At 64.7% G+C, this 17051-nt stretch carries 17 protein-coding genes; 11 read left to right on the top strand and 6 right to left on the bottom strand.

What is annotated here, in order from left to right; genetic code table 11:
* Positions 1-124: 124 nt before the first annotated feature.
* The gene (locus tag AAFP30_RS25915; protein ID WP_419232922.1) at positions 125-529 is read right to left on the bottom strand and encodes a PPOX class F420-dependent oxidoreductase; all 405 of its coding nucleotides are present in this window, start codon (positions 527-529) and stop codon (positions 125-127) included.
* Between the two features lie 154 nt (positions 530-683).
* On the opposite strand from AAFP30_RS25915, the gene sigK reads away from it, so the two are divergent.
* Positions 684-1268, top strand: coding sequence for an ECF RNA polymerase sigma factor SigK (gene sigK, locus AAFP30_RS25910; RefSeq protein WP_419232921.1), 585 nt, complete (start codon positions 684-686; stop codon positions 1266-1268).
* Between the two features lie 55 nt (positions 1269-1323).
* Here sigK and AAFP30_RS25905 read toward each other — a convergent pair whose 3' ends face one another.
* Together AAFP30_RS25905 and AAFP30_RS25900 are read right to left on the bottom strand one after the other, a co-directional pair.
* Positions 1324-1920, bottom strand: a complete 597-nt coding sequence (locus AAFP30_RS25905; protein WP_419232920.1) for a DNA-3-methyladenine glycosylase I — start codon at positions 1918-1920, stop codon at positions 1324-1326.
* Between the two features lie 9 nt (positions 1921-1929).
* The gene (locus AAFP30_RS25900; protein ID WP_419232919.1) at positions 1930-2583 is read right to left on the bottom strand and encodes a TetR family transcriptional regulator; all 654 of its coding nucleotides are present in this window, start codon (positions 2581-2583) and stop codon (positions 1930-1932) included.
* A gap of 55 nt (positions 2584-2638) precedes the next feature.
* Here AAFP30_RS25900 and AAFP30_RS25895 point away from each other — a divergent pair, with 55 nt between their 5' ends.
* Together AAFP30_RS25895 and AAFP30_RS25890 are read left to right on the top strand one after the other, a co-directional pair.
* Positions 2639-3487, top strand: a complete 849-nt coding sequence (locus AAFP30_RS25895) for a class I SAM-dependent methyltransferase (protein ID WP_419232918.1) — start codon at positions 2639-2641, stop codon at positions 3485-3487.
* A gap of 36 nt (positions 3488-3523) precedes the next feature.
* The gene (locus tag AAFP30_RS25890; RefSeq protein WP_419232917.1) at positions 3524-5155 is read left to right on the top strand and encodes a dihydroxyacetone kinase family protein; all 1632 of its coding nucleotides are present in this window, start codon (positions 3524-3526) and stop codon (positions 5153-5155) included.
* On the opposite strand, the gene AAFP30_RS25885 is transcribed toward AAFP30_RS25890, so the two are convergent.
* Complete coding sequence (locus tag AAFP30_RS25885) at positions 5142-5792, bottom strand: TetR/AcrR family transcriptional regulator (RefSeq protein ID WP_419232916.1); 651 nt, start codon at positions 5790-5792, stop codon at positions 5142-5144. The genes AAFP30_RS25890 and AAFP30_RS25885 overlap by 14 nt on opposite strands.
* Positions 5793-5935: 143 nt before the next feature.
* On the opposite strand from AAFP30_RS25885, the gene AAFP30_RS25880 reads away from it, so the two are divergent.
* Positions 5936-7477 carry an MFS transporter gene (locus AAFP30_RS25880; RefSeq protein WP_419232915.1) on the top strand — a complete coding sequence of 514 codons (1542 nt, stop codon included), beginning with the start codon at positions 5936-5938 and terminating at the stop codon, positions 7475-7477.
* A gap of 59 nt (positions 7478-7536) precedes the next feature.
* Here AAFP30_RS25880 and AAFP30_RS25875 read toward each other — a convergent pair whose 3' ends face one another.
* On the bottom strand, positions 7537-8388 hold the full coding sequence (locus AAFP30_RS25875; RefSeq protein WP_419232914.1) for a class I SAM-dependent methyltransferase: 852 nt from the start codon (positions 8386-8388) through the stop codon (positions 7537-7539).
* A gap of 119 nt (positions 8389-8507) precedes the next feature.
* On the opposite strand from AAFP30_RS25875, the gene AAFP30_RS25870 reads away from it, so the two are divergent.
* Entirely contained in the window at positions 8508-8861 is a 354-nt protein-coding gene (locus tag AAFP30_RS25870; protein ID WP_419232913.1) for a VOC family protein, read from the top strand.
* 92 nt (positions 8862-8953) lie between these two features.
* Here AAFP30_RS25870 and clpB read toward each other — a convergent pair whose 3' ends face one another.
* Entirely contained in the window at positions 8954-11506 is a 2553-nt protein-coding gene (gene clpB / locus AAFP30_RS25865; protein WP_419232912.1) for an ATP-dependent chaperone ClpB, read from the bottom strand.
* A gap of 193 nt (positions 11507-11699) precedes the next feature.
* Between clpB and AAFP30_RS25860 the strand changes: the two genes are divergently transcribed.
* The 6 genes from AAFP30_RS25860 to AAFP30_RS25835 all read left to right on the top strand — a co-directional run bounded on the left by AAFP30_RS25860 (position 11700) and on the right by AAFP30_RS25835 (position 17044).
* Positions 11700-12044 (top strand): ArsR/SmtB family transcription factor, encoded by a 345-nt coding sequence (locus tag AAFP30_RS25860; RefSeq protein WP_419232911.1) that lies wholly within the window; start codon positions 11700-11702, stop codon positions 12042-12044.
* Positions 12041-12526: an SRPBCC family protein gene (locus AAFP30_RS25855; protein ID WP_419232910.1), complete on the top strand. Its 486-nt coding sequence runs from the start codon at positions 12041-12043 to the stop codon at positions 12524-12526. The genes AAFP30_RS25860 and AAFP30_RS25855 overlap by 4 nt, the downstream gene beginning before the upstream one ends.
* Positions 12527-12593: 67 nt before the next feature.
* Positions 12594-14195 (top strand): carboxylesterase/lipase family protein, encoded by a 1602-nt coding sequence (locus tag AAFP30_RS25850; protein ID WP_419232909.1) that lies wholly within the window; start codon positions 12594-12596, stop codon positions 14193-14195.
* A 42-nt stretch (positions 14196-14237) separates the two neighbouring features.
* Positions 14238-14837, top strand: coding sequence for a TetR/AcrR family transcriptional regulator (locus AAFP30_RS25845; protein WP_419232908.1), 600 nt, complete (start codon positions 14238-14240; stop codon positions 14835-14837).
* Positions 14838-14976: 139 nt separating this feature from the next.
* On the top strand, positions 14977-15930 hold the full coding sequence (locus tag AAFP30_RS25840; RefSeq protein ID WP_419232907.1) for a LysR family transcriptional regulator: 954 nt from the start codon (positions 14977-14979) through the stop codon (positions 15928-15930).
* Positions 15931-16072: 142 nt separating this feature from the next.
* On the top strand, positions 16073-17044 hold the full coding sequence (locus AAFP30_RS25835) for a putative oxygenase MesX (RefSeq protein WP_419232906.1): 972 nt from the start codon (positions 16073-16075) through the stop codon (positions 17042-17044).
* Positions 17045-17051 lie beyond the last annotated feature (7 nt).

Genomic DNA, 17051 nt, shown 5'->3' with positions numbered 1-17051 from the left:
CCGCCTCGTGGCTGTACAGATCCCGTCGAATCCCTGTCGGCCACAGTGGTGTCGGCGTATCGATCCTGTTGCGCACGAATCGATCTGGTCGCAGTGCTTTGCGGCGCTCGTCTGAGCCTGCACCCTACAGCGGAGCAGCCTGCCGGATCGCCAACCCCACCGTCGCATCGTTCCCGCGCCGCAGACTGCTCGCCTTGACGGTGATCCACCCGAACACACCGTATTTCCGAATGATCAGCCGTCGAACCTTGTCCGTCCCAGCCGCATCGAGCACTTCGGCCGTGGCCTCCACCGGTTCGCCGGAGAGCTTCCCGCCACGCATATCGCAGGCCTGCACCAACACCTTCGGATTTCGCCGCAGCCGCTTGACCTTCCATGAGTCGCCAACCGTCCACATCACCAGTGTCGAGCCGTCGGCGGCCGCCCAGAGTGGCGTGGCGACCGGAGTGCCATCCTTCTTGAAGGTGGTCAGCGACACATACTTCGCGCGGAGGATGGCGTCGAAGCTGGTGCGGGCGTCGTCGGTCATGCCGTCGAGACTACGGGACACCCTCGCTGTGACCGTTTCGTGACCTCTCATTGCGATCCGGTCGCGGTTACCTCTGGCATCCGCCCATCGGGCGTGCCGATCACTAGCGTCGACGGTGTCGCGCGGGGCGGTCCCACGCAGGGAGGATGCGCGGATGACAGTCCTCGACGAGCCACGTTCGACGCACGTTGACCACTCGCACTTGCCAGACTTGTTGGCCCGCATTGCCGTTGGTGACTCGATAGCGTTTGCCGACTTCTACGATCACACCGCCGACCGCGTCTACGGCATGATTCTCCGAATACTGCGCGACCCCGGCTACAGCGAAGAAACCACGCAGGAGGTCTTTCTCGAGGTGTGGCGGCAGGCCGGCACCTATCGGCCGGACCGCGGCTCGGCGCTCAGCTGGCTACTCACCATGGCGCACCGTCGAGCCGTCGACCGCGTCCGCAGCGAGTCCGCGGCGACCCGCCGAACCATCGGCTACGGCATCGCGACGGTGTCCATCGACTTCGATGCCGTCGGTGAAGCAGTCGAGATCCGCCAATCACGCCAGGCCGTCCTCGACTGCCTCTCCGACCTGACCGAACTCCAACGCGAATCGGTCGTCCTCGCCTACTATCACGGACTTTCGTATCCGGAAGTCGCCGAACACCTTTCGGTGTCGCTGCCCACGGTCAAGTCCCGAATTCGGGACGGCATGCGCAGGCTGCGGGCGAGCCTGGGCTCGGACAACTGATCGGCGACCAACCAGAACGAGCGTCCTCACGACCGGACGTCCTGCCCGGCTGGAGTCAAGGGCGCACAACTACCTCGCGCGCCGCAGCGACGCGGTCACGGATCACGCAGTCCTCGGCGTGATCGTTGACGATGCCTGAGGCCTGCATGAGCGCGAACATCGTCGTCGGCCCAACGAACTTCCACCCCCGCTTCTTGAGCTCCTTCGACAGCGCAACCGATTCCGGCGACGTGGTCATCGATTGCGGTTCCGGTTCGGCCGTGGGCTCGTAGCGCCAGAAGAACCCCGGCAGCGACCCCTCCACTTCGATCAGTTCCTCGGCACGCTGCGCGTTGTTGATCGCCGCCTCGATCTTTCCGCGGTGCCGCACGATGCCGGCATCGCCGAGCAGTCGGGCGACGTCGGCGTCGCCGAAGCGGGCAACCTGCTCGATGTCGAAGCCGGCGAACGCCGACCGGAAGCTCTCCCGCTTGTTCAGGATCGTGCGCCAGCTCAGCCCAGACTGGAAGCCCTCGAGACAGACCCGTTCGAAGAACGCGTTGTCGCCGTCGAGCGGGAATCCCCATTCCTCGTCGTGGTAGCTGGTTTCCGGCTCGACGGCGGCCCAGCCGCATCGGGTGATGCCGCTGGCATCGGTCGTCACATGCGCCATGGGCTCACCCTACTGGTCGGGTCCGACAAGCAGCGCCGCCTTCCACAACGTCGCCAGGTAGGCCGCGAACCGTTCATCGCTCCAGCCCTTTTCGACGACGAGCCGATGCCAGAGCACACCATCGGTGGTCGCCCACATCAGGTCGTGGCATTCCTGTTCGCTGATGGCGAGTTGCCCAGTCGCGGCGGCGTCGCGAGACATGAAGCCGATGCCCTCATACCGCTGCCGATCGATCTCCGCGAGCATCTCGGCGGCCGCGTGATCGGCGCCGGCCGCCGCGCGCAATGCCATCATGAACGGGGAGACACGGCGCGAGGTCTCCGTGTAGAACACCGACTGCATCTCGAGTCGACGGGCCAGGTCCGGTTCGGCACGGATCTGCGCGACGGCGGGTCGCTCGTGAAACACCACCTCATCGTCGTCGCCGCCGATGGTGATGTCCCAGGCGCGTGCGAGGATGGTCGGTTTGTTCTTGAAGATCGCATACACGCTCTCCTTCGAGACCCCGGCCGTCTTCGCGATCTCGACGATGGTGGTGCGGGCGTACCCGTGTTCGATAAAGAGGTCGCGCGCGGCATGGAGAATGCGGCGGCGCGTCTCCCGCGCTTGATCGGCGCGGCGCGGCGATTGATAGCCACGCACCCCTTGACCTGCGTCAGTCACTTTCGGTACACTTTCGATGTATTCAATACACTTCTACCGTATCGGAGTTTCCGTCATGGACACTTCCACCACACACCAATCCGCGGCAGCACTCTGGGATGACGTCGCATCCGGCTGGTCACGTTTCGCTACCGAGATCGAAGCCGGCGATTCCGACCTGACCGCCCGCATCCGCGCCGCAACCGGGCCACTGGATGGCCACGCGGTCCTCGAACTGGGTTCCGGCGCAGGCGAACTCGCAGTACAGATCGCCGAGTGGGTCGGCCACGACGGTACCGTCACCGCCTCCGACGTCGCACCCGCGATGACCGAGGTGCAGCGCACCCGACTTGCCCTCATACCCAACGCACGCGTGGTCGGCGACGTCAACGCGCACGACCTCCCGTTTCCCGAGAACACCTTCGACACCGTGGTCTTCCGCATGGGTTTGATGATGACATCCGATCCCGATCGTGCCCTACGGTCGATCCACCGCGTGTTGCGGCCAGGTGGACGCTTCGTCACCACCACGTGGGGTCCGTTCACCGAGAATCCGTGGCTGACCACCGTCGGCATGAGCGCGATGTCGCTGGGACTGGTCAGCGGCGGCCCACCGATTCACCCCGGCGATCCCTTCTCCCTACCCGACCCCGACGATCTGCGCCGCCGCTTCACCGAGGCCGGATTCCTCGATGTGGACGTCGAAACACTCAGCGCAACACGACATTACCGAGACACCGAAGAACACGTCACGATGGCACTGAGCCTCGCCCCGCCCCTGGCCGCCGCGCAACGCGCAATGACCGCCGAGCAGGCATCGGCGTTGCGGCACACCGTCACCGGACTCACCGAGCAGTACCGGAACTCCGACGGCTCGCTCGACGTGCCGATGTCCGCGCATATCGTGGTGGGCACGGGCGGCTGATCGTCGAACCGTTCTTTCCCGGCTACCGTGGATCCGGTGAGCGCCCACGACTACGTCCTGAACTCGCCCGACACCTTCCTCAGCGACGCCCTCGCCGGGTTCGTCGCCGCCCACCCCGACATCGCCTGGCAACGCGATCCCGGTTTCCTCTACCGCGCCGACCGCGGTGACGACCAACGGGTCGCCCTGGTGTCCGGCGGCGGTTCCGGACATGAACCCATGCATGCCGCGATGATCGGCGAGGGGATGCTCGACGCCGCATGCCCCGGACTCGTGTTCACTTCGCCGAATGCCCTGCAGATCGCCGGCGCCACCCGGTGGGCCGATCGCGGATCCGGGGTGCTGCACATCGTCAAGAACTACACCGGCGACGTGATGAACTTCCGGATCGCCCGTCACATGCTGCGCGACGACGTTGACACCGACCATGTGCTGGTCGCCGATGATGTTGCCACCGAGTCGGATTCTGGTCCGGGTCGGCGCGGCACCGGCACGACGATCATCGTGGAGAAGGTGTGTGGTGCCGCGGCCGCCCGCGGCGACGACCTGGCCACCGTCGCGGAGATCGGACGCCGCGTCGCCGACAACGCCCGCAGCCTCGCGGTCGCCTACCACGCGTGCACGGTGCCCGGCGCCGATGGACCGACCTTCGAACTCGAACCGGGTCAGATGGAGTTCGGCGTCGGTATCCACGGCGAGGCCGGCATCGACCGCACCGAGAAAGTCGCTGCGCGCCAACTGGTTCCGCGCATGCTCGACCCGATCATCGAATCGCTGTCGCTGACCCGCGACGAACAGGTGATCTGCCTGGTCAACGGGCTCGGCGCGGCCCACTCCCTGGAACTAGCACTGGTTTTCGGGGAGGTCGCCGCCGTACTCGAGGAGCGCGGCATCACCATCGCCCGCCCGATGGTCGGCACCTTCGTGACCGCCCTGAACATGAGCGGCATATCGATCACGCTGGTCCGCGCCGACGACGAGATCCTCTCGCTGCTCGACGAGCCCACCGCGGCCCCGGGCTGGTCACCACCACCGACCCGCACAGCAGCCCTGGTCGATACCACCCTGGCCACCCCTGACGACGCCGCCGATGACGGCGATGAAAGTCCCTGGCTCTCCGCGTTTGTCGACCGTGTCCAGGGGTCGATCGATGACCTCACCGAACTCGATCAGCAGGCCGGCGACGGCGACTTCGGCACCAACATGCAGGCCGCGCTCGGTCACTTCGACACTCCGCTCCGCGGATCGACGGCCGACGTCCTCCACGCGCTGAGCACCTCCTACTTCGTGCGGGCGGGCGGCACCTCGGGCGCCATCTTGGGTGTCCTGTTCCAGCATCTCGCAACGGCTTTGGGTGAGAACGACGCCTTCACCGAGGCACTACGCGACGGCACGGCGTCCGCGCTCGCCGAGATCACCGATCTCGGCGGCGCCGAGGTGGGTGACAACACGATGGTCGACGCGCTCAGTCCGGCCAACGACGCCCTCGCGGCCGGCGAGTCGCTCGACGCGGTGGCCGACAAGGCCTCGCAGGGCGCCGAATCCACCCGCGACACCACCGCATCCAAGGGCCGCGCCAGCTATGTCGGCGAGAACGCTCGTGGCGTCGTCGATCCTGGGGCCCTGGTCACGTCGTGGTTGTTCGAGGCCGCGGTCACACGTTCTTGACGACCTCACGAAATGTCTCGTAGGTCGCCGCCAGCGTCTGCGCCGCGACGGCGGAATCAGCCGCATCCCCGGATGATTGGCCGCATCGCCAGGCGTCCATCGAGATGTGCACGAGCGACATGTACAGCCCGACCGTCACCCGGACCTGCGGGTCGTCGGCGGGCAGCCCCATCCGCTCGGCGACCTTGTCGGTGATGCTGCGGTACTTCCTCTCGGCGAGTTCGGTGTTGCGACCGCTCACCGAGGGCGCGGACTGGATGATCCGATTCATGGTCTCGAACCGGGACAGATCCACCGACCCGGTCGGGCACTCCCCGCCCAAGATCTGCATCTGCGCGTTGACCAGTGCCTGGAACTCGTTGTCCGTCCGTGGTTGCGCATCGAGCGCGGCAGCCATCGCGGCAATCATGTCCTCGGCGGGGGCGAGGATGACGTCTTCTTTGGTGGCGAAGTAACGGTTGAACGTGCGTGGCGAGATGTCCGCCGCGTCGGAGATCTGCTCGACGGTGGTCGCGTCGAATCCCTGCGAATCACACAGTTCGAGAGCAGCCGAAATCAGTCGATCACGTGTCTGGAGCTTCTTCCGCTCCCGAAGACCGCCTTTGACCTGGCATGTCTCTTCTTTCTCGAGTCCCACGCCGTGATTGTAACTCGCTCGGCGCAAAAATTCTGCTGTGAGCGCCAATTGTCTGATTCAGTATTTTGTCTGTTGACGACTTCTGTCTGAGTCTGCCATTATTGGCGAGCACCGATAATCCACCTCTGAGGATTGAGGCTCTCGTGACCACATCGGACACCGAACTCACCCAAGATCTCCCCGAACCCGAACTCACTTCATCTACTCCGAGCTCTCGCCGTTGGTGGGCGCTGGGCGTCATCGCCCTGGCCCAGCTGATGGTGGTGCTCGACGCGAGCATCATCACGATCGCTCTCCCGTTCGCCCAGACCGACCTGCACATCTCCGATGCCAACCGGCAGTGGGCGCTGACGGCCTACACCTTGATGTTCGGCGGGCTGCTGCTGCTCGGCGGTCGCATGGCCGACTACCTCGGACGCCGCCGCATGTTCCTCATCGGGCTCATCGGCTTCGCCGCGTCCTCGGCGATGGCCGGATTCGCCTGGAACGACATGTCGTTCTTTGCCGGCCGTGCCCTGCAGGGTGTGTTCGCGGCCATGCTCGCACCCGCGGCCCTCTCGCTGATCACGGTCACTTTCATCGAACATCGCGAACGCGCTCGCGCCTTCGCCGTCTACGGCGCGGTGTCCGGAGGCGGCGCCGCGATCGGCCTCATCGCCGGCGGCGCACTCACCGAGTTCTTCTCTTGGCGTTGGACACTTTTGGTGAACACACCGATCGCCATCATCGCCGCGATCGGAGCGCTGACGCTGGTGATCCGCGACGTGCCCACCCCACGGACCGGCGGCTACGACCTGCCGGGCGCGATCACCGTTACCCTCGGTCTCGTCAGCGTCGTCTACGGCTTCACTCGGGCGGCCGAAGCAGGTTGGGGCGCAACATCGACGATCATGCTGTTCGTCGCCGCCGCCGTGCTGCTGACCACCTTCGTCGTGATCGAACACCGCAGCACCCATCCGCTGCTGCCTCTGCGTATTCCCGGCGACCTGAACCGCGGCGGCGCCTACCTGGTGGCATTCATCATCCCGACCGCCATGTTCGCGATGTTCCTGTTCTTGAGCTACTACTTCCAGAACACCTTGGGCAACAGTCCGTTGCGGGCAGGCGTGCTGTTCCTGCCCTTCCCGGCTGCGCTGATCGTGTCGGCCGGAGCCGCCAGTTCGCTGCTGCCCCGCTTCGGACCGCGTCCGCTGATGATGACCGGCACCGCCGCCGGAATCCTCGGCTATCTCTATCTGGCACAACTGGATTCGGACTCCACCTGGTTGACACACATCCTGCCCAGTGAGCTGTTGATCGCGCTCGGCATGGGTCTGGTGTTCGTCTCGATGCAGTCGGTGGCACTGCACCGCATCGACGTGAAGGACGCGGGCGTAGCCAGTGCCCTGGTCAACACCTCGCAACAGGTCGGCGGCTCGGTCGGCGTCGCATTGCTGAGCACGATTGTGGCGCAGGTCTTTTCCAACGACCACCGCAGTGCCATGACGCTGGATCAGGCCACCGGACAACCGGTCCCGGTGAATCCGGAGGCGTTCATGGCAGCCAGTATCCACAGCTACGATGTCGCGTTCTATTGCGGTGCCGGGTTCATGTTCCTGGCGTTCCTGGTGATCACTGCGATGATCCGCATGGGCCGGCACGAGTTGGGTGACGAGACGCAGAATGCGGCGGTCGTCGCGGCCTGACATCTCGTTACAGCATGAGAGCCTCTGCACCACTTCGGTGCAGAGGCTCTCGCGTTAGTTCATACGCTCGGAGAACTCGCAGTGACCAGCCAGGTTTCCCCGACGAAGGTCACCTTCCCGTCGACCCGGTGACGACGCACGTCGGCACGCACCTCGTCGACGAGTGCTGCCCAACCGTCCTCGCCGAGTTCCGGGTACAACGCCACGCGAGCGTTGCGGCCGGTGCTCGTGGCGAACACCGTCGACAGGCGTTCCTCGACGCCATCGCTGGTCTCGGTGCTGTAGTCGCATTCACCGTCGAGTGGTTCGATGCTGATATCGGTCCAGCCGGAGTCGGACAGGATTTGGGTGATACGGCCGTCGTCGCCGAAGGCGAGCGGTCCGGGGGCACTGGCATCGCTGGTGGCGCCTACCGCGCTCAGCCGGTCGGTCAGCACACTGGTGCCGAGAGTGAACATCGTGGTGCCGCCGGCGCGCCAGCACACGAAGGTCAAGCGCCCGCCCGGTGCGACGAAGCGCCTGATGTTGGTGAAGGCCGCGACCGGGTCGTCGAAGAACATGACCCCGAACCGCGAGATGATGTGATCGAACGGCGGTGCTGATCCGTCCTGAAGCGTCGCGGTCTGCGCGTCGGCCAGCGTCACGGTCGCCTCCGGCACGCGTTTGCGCGCCGCCTCCACCATGGCCTCGGAGATGTCCACACCGGTGACCGTCGCACCGCGGCCCTCTGCCTGCTTCAGCAAAGTCCCTGAGCCGCAACCGATATCCAGTACATTGGACCCTGCGGCGATGTCCGCGCGGTCCATGAGGGCTTGGGTAAACGGAGTAAACACCCGATCGAAGGTCGCTTCATTGGCCACCCATCCGACGCCGGCGTCGGCCCACGTTTCCTGCATCGATTCGTTCACCATGATCCCGAGACTACTCAGCAGGATTGTGACCCGGACTCGACGCGGGCTGCGGCACCGATGAATTGTCGCGCGACATTCGGTCTGAATATGGGACACGCGAAAGGAAAGGAAGTCGCACCATGGCCATCGCACACGTGCTTGCCGTCGTACCGGTCACCGATATCGATACCGCAAACAAGTGGTATCAGAGACTTTTCGGTACGCCTGCCACCAACAACCCCATGCCGACGCTGGTGGAATGGAAGGTCGCCGAACGCGGCTGGGTCCAAGTGCACCATGATCCCGACCGGGCGGGCCAGACCCTCCTCAATTTCGCGGTCGACGATCTCGACGCCCACCTCGCCGAACTCACCCAACGCGGATTGACCAGCGGGGACGTCGTGGAGGCAAACAAGGGCGTCCGGTTGTCCACGATCACCGATCCGGACGGCAACACGATCACCTTCATCGGCGCCTTCCGGCCGAACTACTGAGCACGTGGCCGACCAACGAAAATCAGCCCCGTGACGGGCATCCGAGGGGCATATCCCCTCGGCACCCGTTCACGGGGCCGATCTCAGTCAGCTCAGCCGAGCACCAACGATTCTCCGTCGGCACCCACATTCACCGGCACGATGTCGCCATCGTGAATGTCGCCGGCCAGCAACGCCTTCGCGAGTTGGTCGCCGATCGCCTGCTGCACCAGCCGCCGTAGCGGGCGGGCGCCGTAGAGCGGATCGAAGCCACGCTCGGCCAGCCATTCCTTGGCCTTCGCCGTCACCCGCAGGTCCAGTCGACGCTGCGCAAGGCGCTTGCCCAACTGCCGCAACTGGATATCGACGATGGACACCAGTTCCTCCGGGCTCAGCGCGTCGAAGATGATGACGTCGTCGAGTCGGTTGATGAACTCCGGCTTGAACCGACTGCGAACCGCCATCATCACCTGATCCTTGTCACCGCCCGCGCCCAGGTTGGACGTGAGGATGAGGATGGTGTTGCGGAAGTCCACCGTGCGACCCTGACCGTCGGTGAGTCGACCTTCGTCGAGCACCTGCAGCAGCACGTCGAACACGTCCGGGTGGGCCTTCTCGATCTCATCGAAGAGCACCACCGTGTACGGACGACGGCGCACCGCCTCGGTCAGCTGGCCACCCGCCTCGTATCCGACGTAACCGGGAGGAGCACCGACGAGTCGTGCGACGCTGTGCTTTTCGCCGTACTCACTCATGTCGATCCGCACCATGGCGCGTTCGTCGTCGAACAGGAACTCGGCGAGCGCCTTGGCGAGCTCGGTCTTGCCGACGCCGGTCGGGCCGAGGAACATGAACGAGCCGAGCGGCCGGTTCGGGTCGGCGACACCGGCGCGTGCACGACGCACCGCATCCGACACCGCCTGCACCGCATCCCTCTGTCCGATGACTCGGTGTCCGAGTTCATCTTCCATGCGCAGCAGCTTGGCGGTCTCGCCTTCGAGCATGCGGCCCGCGGGGATTCCGGTCCACGCCGACACCACCTGGGCGACGTCGTCGGGTCCGACTTCCTCCTGCAGCATCACGTCCTGCCCAGGATCGGTGCCGGTCTTCTCGATCGCGGCCTCGAGTTGCTTCTCCAGGCCCGGGATCTTGCCGTACCGCAGTTCGGCGGCACGTCCCAGATCGCCGGCACGTTCCACGCGATCAGCTTCTCCGCGAAGCTTTTCCAGCTCCTCCTTGAGGTCGCGGACCGCGTCGATGGCGGTCTTCTCCGACTGCCAGCGGGCGGAGAGCTCGTTGAGCTTTTCCTTCTGGTCGGCCAGTTCGCCGCGCAGCTTCTCGAGACGTTCCTTCGACGCCGCGTCGGTCTCCTTCTGCAGCGCAACCTCTTCGACCTCGAGGCGACGCACGATCCGCTCGACCTCATCGATCTCCTCGGGACGCGAGTCGATCTCCATCCGCAGCCGCGACGCGGCCTCGTCGACAAGATCGATGGCCTTGTCCGGCAGGAAGCGGGAGGTGATGTAGCGGTCGGAAAGTGTTGCGGCCGAGACCAATGCGGAGTCGGTGATGCGCACGCCGTGGTGCACCTCGTAGCGCTCCTTGAGGCCACGCAGGATGCCGATGGTGTCCTCCACCGACGGCTCTCCGACGTACACCTGCTGAAAGCGACGCTCGAGTGCGGCGTCCTTCTCGATGTACTGGCGGTACTCCTCGAGTGTGGTGGCACCGACCAGGCGCAGCTCACCACGGGCGAGCATCGGCTTGATCATGTTGCCGGCGTCCATCGCGGAATCGCCGGTGGCGCCGGCCCCCACGATGGTGTGCAGCTCATCGATAAAGGTGATGATCTGACCGGACGAGCCCTTGATCTCCTCGAGAACCGCCTTGAGTCGCTCCTCGAACTCGCCTCGGTACTTGGCACCGGCGACCATCGATCCCATGTCCAGGGACACAACCGTCTTGTTGCGCAACGACTCCGGCACGTCACCGGCGATGATCCGCTGAGCGAGGCCTTCGACGATCGCGGTCTTGCCGACACCGGGCTCACCGATGAGCACCGGGTTGTTCTTGGTCCGGCGCGAAAGCACCTGCACGACACGACGAATCTCGGCGTCACGACCGATCACCGGATCAAGCTTGCCCTCACGGGCCGCCGCGGTGAGGTCGGTGGAGTACTTCTCCAGCGCCTGATACGTCGACTCCGGGTCTTCGGAGGTCACCCGTGAGGTGCCGCGCACGGCGACGAACGCCTCCTGCAGCGCCTGCGGGGTGGCCCCCACGTTGGCGAGCAGCTTGGCGGTATCAGAATCTCCGGTCGCGAGACCGACGAGGATGTGCTCGGTGGAGACGTACTCGTCGCTGAGTTCACCGGCCAGCTGCTGAGCTGCGGTGATGGCCGCGATCGACTCGCGGGAAAGCTGTGGTTGGGCGCTCGCGCTGGCGACCGTCGGCGCGCGATCCACGAGTGCCTGGGCCTGTGCGCGAACCGTCGACGGATTCACCCCGACCGCCTTGAGCAGCGGCGCGGCGATGCCATCGGACTGATCGAGCAGGGCCACCAGGATGTGAGCCGGACGCACGTCGGAGTTGCCGGCAGCGGCCGCCGCCTGCACGGCAGTGCTCAATGCCTGCTGTGTCTTGGTGGTCGGGTTGAAGCTGTCCACTTGGCGTGTACCTTTCTCTCTTTAGTCCAATAGGCTCAAGTATGAGCCATTCGAGAGGTGCAACGCCAGCAGAGTTGAGTGTATTTCGCTCAAGTCTACTGGACAGACGTGACATAGATCACAGATTTGGCCGACGCGGACCATCGGTAAAGGCACTTGACATCACATCATGGTAAGTGAAGACTTACCGTTCGTGACGACTGACGGAAGGGCGGACGGCGCCTGGGATGTGCTCACCGACGGATCACGCCGGCAGATCCTTGCGCTCCTCGCCGAGAGCCCGCTACCGGTCGGCGAACTCGCCGACCGGCTCCCGATCAGCCGTCCGGCGGTCTCTCAGCATCTGAAGGTGCTCAAAGAGGCCGGAGTGGTCGTCGACGAGGAGCGTGGCACCCGTCGAATCTATTCGGTCGACGCCGCGGCCTTGTCCGCACTGAAGGATCAACTCGACACCTTCTGGCGACGCACCCTGACGGGATTCACCGCTGCCGCCAGCGAGAACCCGGCCAACCCAGAGGACAAGGAGAGCCCTCAATGAGCGCTGATGACACCACAATTCGCCAATCGACGACGGTGCCGGTACCGCCGGCACAAGCTTTCGCCGTATTCACCGAGCGTCTCGGAGACTTCAAGCCACCCGAACACAACCTGCTGAATGTGCCGATCGCCGAAACCGTCCTCGAACCCCGCGAGGGCGGCGCGATCATCGACCGCGGCATCGACGGCAGCGAGTGCCGATGGGCCCGCATCCTGGTGTTCGACCGCCCTGATCGCATCGTCTTCAGCTGGGATATCGGCCCCACTTGGCAGATCGAATCCGATCCGGCCCGCACGAGCGAGGTCGAGATCCGCTTCGTCCCCGAGGGTGATTCGGCCACCCGGGTGGAACTCGAGCACCGCCAACTCGACCGGCATGGTCCCGGCTGGGAGTCGGTGCGTGACGGCATCGGCGGCGACGCCGGTTGGCCCCTCTACCTGCAGCGCTACCGCGACGTCGTCGACGCGCAGGTGCCGAAGTGACGGGTGCATAACCAGCCCCGTCCGCTCTTTTCCCGTAGGTGAGAAATTTTCGCCTATAGTGGGAATAATGAGGCCAACACTCAGAAACCTCAACGCACCCCGACGCCTGCTCGCGGGCGTGATCCTGGCGGTGGCTACGATCGCCGGCTGCTCGACGGCGCCCGAACAGCACACGAATCCCACCGCAATCGACGTGGCAACCACCAGTGGCCACGTCCACGGCATCACCTCCGAGCGCGGGCGCCAGTTCCTCGGCATCCCCTATGCACACCCGCCGACCGGCGAGCAGCGGTGGACGCTGCCGCGTGCCGTCGCCACACCGGACGCCGTCGTCGACGGCACCCACGCAGGCAGTCCGTGCCCGCAGAGTCTTCCGGTGCCCGGCGACCATCCCGCACCGTCGGAGGACTGCCTGACCCTCAACGTGACCACACCCCGCCAGAACAACTCCGACACCCGACTGCCGGTGATGGTGTGGTGGCACGGCGGCGGGTATACGAGCGGCGCCGGAAGCGCTTACGACGCACAGCGGCTCGCCGATCGCGGGCACGTCGTCGTCGTGACGATCAATTACCGTCTGGGCGTGTTCGGTTATCTCGGCCTGCCCGGGATGACCGGGGGCGGTGATTTCGGTCTGGCAGACGAGATCCAGAGCCTCCACTGGGTCAAAGCCAACGCCTCGGCCTTCGGTGGAGATCCCGGCAACGTCACCGTGTTCGGCGAGTCGGCGGGCGCGATGTCGGCTTGCGCGGCACTCACCTCGCCGGCGTCGAAAGGGTTGCTGGACAAAGCCATCCTCGCCTCGGGGTCCTGCATGCTGCACTGGCCGGACGGCGCACTGTATCCGGGTGTGCCCGCACACACGCCGTACACCTCGGTCGCCGACAACCACGCCACCAGCACCGCGGCGGCCGAAGGCCTCGGCTGCGGCGGCACCGAGATGATCGACTGCCTGCGGAAAGCGCCGGTCGACCGCCTCCTGACGGTCGACGACCAGTTCTCCGACCAACTCACCTACGGTACCGACCTCCTCCCGACCGATCCCGCCGATGCGTTGAGACAGGGGGCACAGCAATCGATTCCGGTCATCACCGGCGGAAACCATGACGAACAACGATCGTTCGTCGGGGGTCTGCTCGCCGTACAACCTGATGCGGTCACCGCCCTCACCTATCCGCAACTCGTCACGACGGCCTTCGGTCCACGAGCACCCGAGGTGCTGTCCCGTTACCCGCTGCGTGACTTCCCGAGTCCGGGGATCGCGTGGTCGACCGTCACCACAGATGCCGTGTGGTCGTGCCCGACGCTCGACGGCGCGCGAGTGATGTCGCGTCGAGCCCCCACCTATGTGTACGAATTCGCCGACGCGAACGCACCGAACGTCAACCAGATCACCACTATTCCGCAGGGCGCCGCCCACGCCACCGACACTCCGTACTACTTCGACCTCGGCGGACACGATCTCCTCAGTTCGCCGCGACAACAACAGATCGCCGATCAGCTGATCGACTACTGGACCACGTTCGCGCGCACCGGGACACCAGATATCCCGAACGGACCTCAGGTGACCCGTACCGCGGAGAACACCACCCGCGTACTGCAGTTCGGGACCTCCGCCACCCGCGACGTCGACTACTCCACCGACCACCAGTGCGACTTCTGGCTATGACATCGCCCGACCCGAAATCACTACGCCCAGAACAGGAGATTCGTGCCATCCGCCCGCGTCGAGAACGACACCTACATCCATCGCGCCCGGCGCACCCAGCTCATCGACACCGCTATCGAGGTGATCACCGAGGTCGGTGCCGAGCGCGCGAGCATCTCGCAGATCGCCGAGCGGGCGGGCGTCACCCGCGGGGTGGTGACCTATCATTTCCGTGACCGGAGTTCACTGCTCGACGCCGTCGTGGGCCACGTGTACGAACTCGCCCGCGGTGCACTCGCCGACCGTGTCCAGACGGCACCGTCGCCGCGAGATGCGCTGCGCGAGTTCATCACCGGCAGCCTCGACTTCTACGCCCGGTATCCGGGCGAAATGACAGCGCTGTCAGCGATCTACCGCACCACCGAGAAATCGCGGCCTAAACAAGGTGAGCACCAGACCGAGATGGATGACGTGACCGAGATCCTCACCGCCGGACAGCGATCCGGTCAGTTCCGCACCTTCGATCCGGCGATCCTGGCGGGTACCCTCCGCGCAGCTCTCGACGCCGCACTCGTCCGGATCCGGGAGGGGGCCGTCGTCGACGACGAGAAACGGGAACTCTGGACACTCTTCGATGCGGCAACCCGCGCGGCGGCACGCTGAGCCGCCCACCTCACCGCCGATATATCTCCTCGCGCGGCCCGGTCACCACGCCGGCGTTGAACGAAGGCATCCCACCGGCTCGCAACCTGGCCGCGGATCGAGGACCAACTCCACGACCACCGCACGATAGGCTCGTGCCATGGCACGGCAGGTCGCGGGAGCGGTGCGGGGAATCACCCTGCAGCAGTTGCGATACTTCGTGGAAGTCGCGGCGGAGGGATCGATCAGTGCCGCGGCAGACCTGCTCTACGTCGCGCAACCGACCATGTCCGCCGCACTGAAGGACCTCGAAAGCCGTTTGGGAAGAACACTCTTCGTGCGTTCGACCCGGGGAGTGACCCTCACCGAAGACGGAGCGGAGTTCCTCGGCTACGCGCGCCAGGTGGTCGAGCAATCCGAACTCCTGGAACAGCGGTACCTCGGCCGCGGGCCCTCGCGTCGACTCCTGGCCGTATCGACCCAGCACTACTCGTTCGTCGTCGATGCCTTCGCCCGCATGGTGAAAGCGTCTGAGGCCGCGGAGTATTCGTTCAGTCTTCGCGAGACCCGGACGTGGGACATCATCGAGGATGTTCGCACCTTGCGGAGCGAGATCGGTGTGCTCTATCGCAATGAGTTCAACGCCAACGTGATCAACAAGCTGATCCGTGAAGCCGGGCTGGCCTTCACGCCACTGTTTCTGGCGTCGCCGCATATCTTCATCGCCCGCACCAACCCCCTCGCACGGCGAGAGAGTGTGACACTGAACGATCTCGAAGACCTGCCCCGGCTCACGTTCGACCAAGGTGCGAACAACTCCTTCTACCTCGCCGAAGAAATCCTCTCTACCCGGTCCTCGAAGCAAGACATCCGCGTGAGCGATCGGGCAACCATCTTCAACCTCATGATCGGCCTTGGCGGGTACACCATCTCGACCGGCATCATCTCCGACGACCTGGATCCGTCGATCGTCGCCGTTCCGCTCGACGTGGACGAGCGCATCGAGATCGGCTGGATCGGTCATGCCTCGGTCTCGTTGACCGCCCAGGCTCAGCGATTCGTCGCTGAGATGCGCGACGTCGTCGAGGGGTTCGGAGTCGACCTCCTGACATAGCCAATGCCTATGTTCAGCGATCAAAAATGCTAATTAGGCTATGGCGATGTTTCTCCATAGAGTGGCCACCACCAGAGAGTGGACCGTGCGCCGGCGTGCCCGTCGCGTCACTCAGCGCAAGCGATTGGGGCAACTGATCACTATGACGAACGAATGTGCTTTCCGCATTGGCACGACCCGCTTCGACGAGGACTACACCCCGTCGACCAACTCGCGTAGCACGACGAACTTCGCGAATCTCGCACGCGGCGAGGATCGTCGACAGAATCTGCGCAACGCGGTCACGATGATGAACACCCGCGTCAACGAGTTGGTGCACTGGGACAATCCGCGTGGTGACCGCTATCGACTCGAACTCGACATCGTCTCGGTAGATCTGCATCTCGCGTCGGTCGCGGATGACCCTGCGTTTCCGGTGATCGAAGTGCTCGACGTCGACATCCTCGACACCACTACGGGCGCCCGAACGGATGGCATCGTCGGAAACAACTTCTCCTCCTACATCCGCGACTACGATTTCAGCGTTCGCCTCCCGGGCCACCAGGCGACGGGAATCCCCAGCGACTTCGGCGATCTGCACGGGCAGGTCTTTCAGCGTTTTGTGGAATCGGACGAATATCGCGAACGGTTCTCGCAGCCGCCGGTCATCTGCATCAGCGTGTCGACGTCGCGAACGTACCGTCGGCTCACGAATACGCACCCGATTCTCGGGGTCGAGTACGTGGCAGATGAGGAGTCACTCACCGATCAGTACTTCGGGAAGATGGGTCTGCGCGTTCGCTATTTCATGCCTGCGGGGTCCGTGGCCCCACTGGCCTTCTACCACCGCGGCGACTTGCTCAACGACTATTCGTTCCTCGCACTCGCGGGCACGATCGCGACGATGGAGACGTTTCAGAAGATCTACCGTCCAGAGATCTACAACGCGAACACTGCGGCGTCGGAGGTCTACCAGCCGAGTCTCGACAACGGCAACTATTCACTGCCGCAGGTCAGCTACGACCGTGTCGAGCGCACGCAGCTCGCGACCACGCAGGGAAAGTTCACCGAGCTCAATCTCATGAAACCGTATGGCGCCGTTATTGAACAGTGGGCTACCAAGCAACCCGCCTGACCGCGCG

The sequence above is a fragment of the Gordonia sp. CPCC 205515 genome (assembly GCF_048537925.1).
Lineage (GTDB): Bacteria > Actinomycetota > Actinomycetes > Mycobacteriales > Mycobacteriaceae > Gordonia.
The sequence above is the reverse complement of the archived record's forward strand: the minus strand, read 5'-3'. Positions and strand labels throughout refer to the sequence as shown.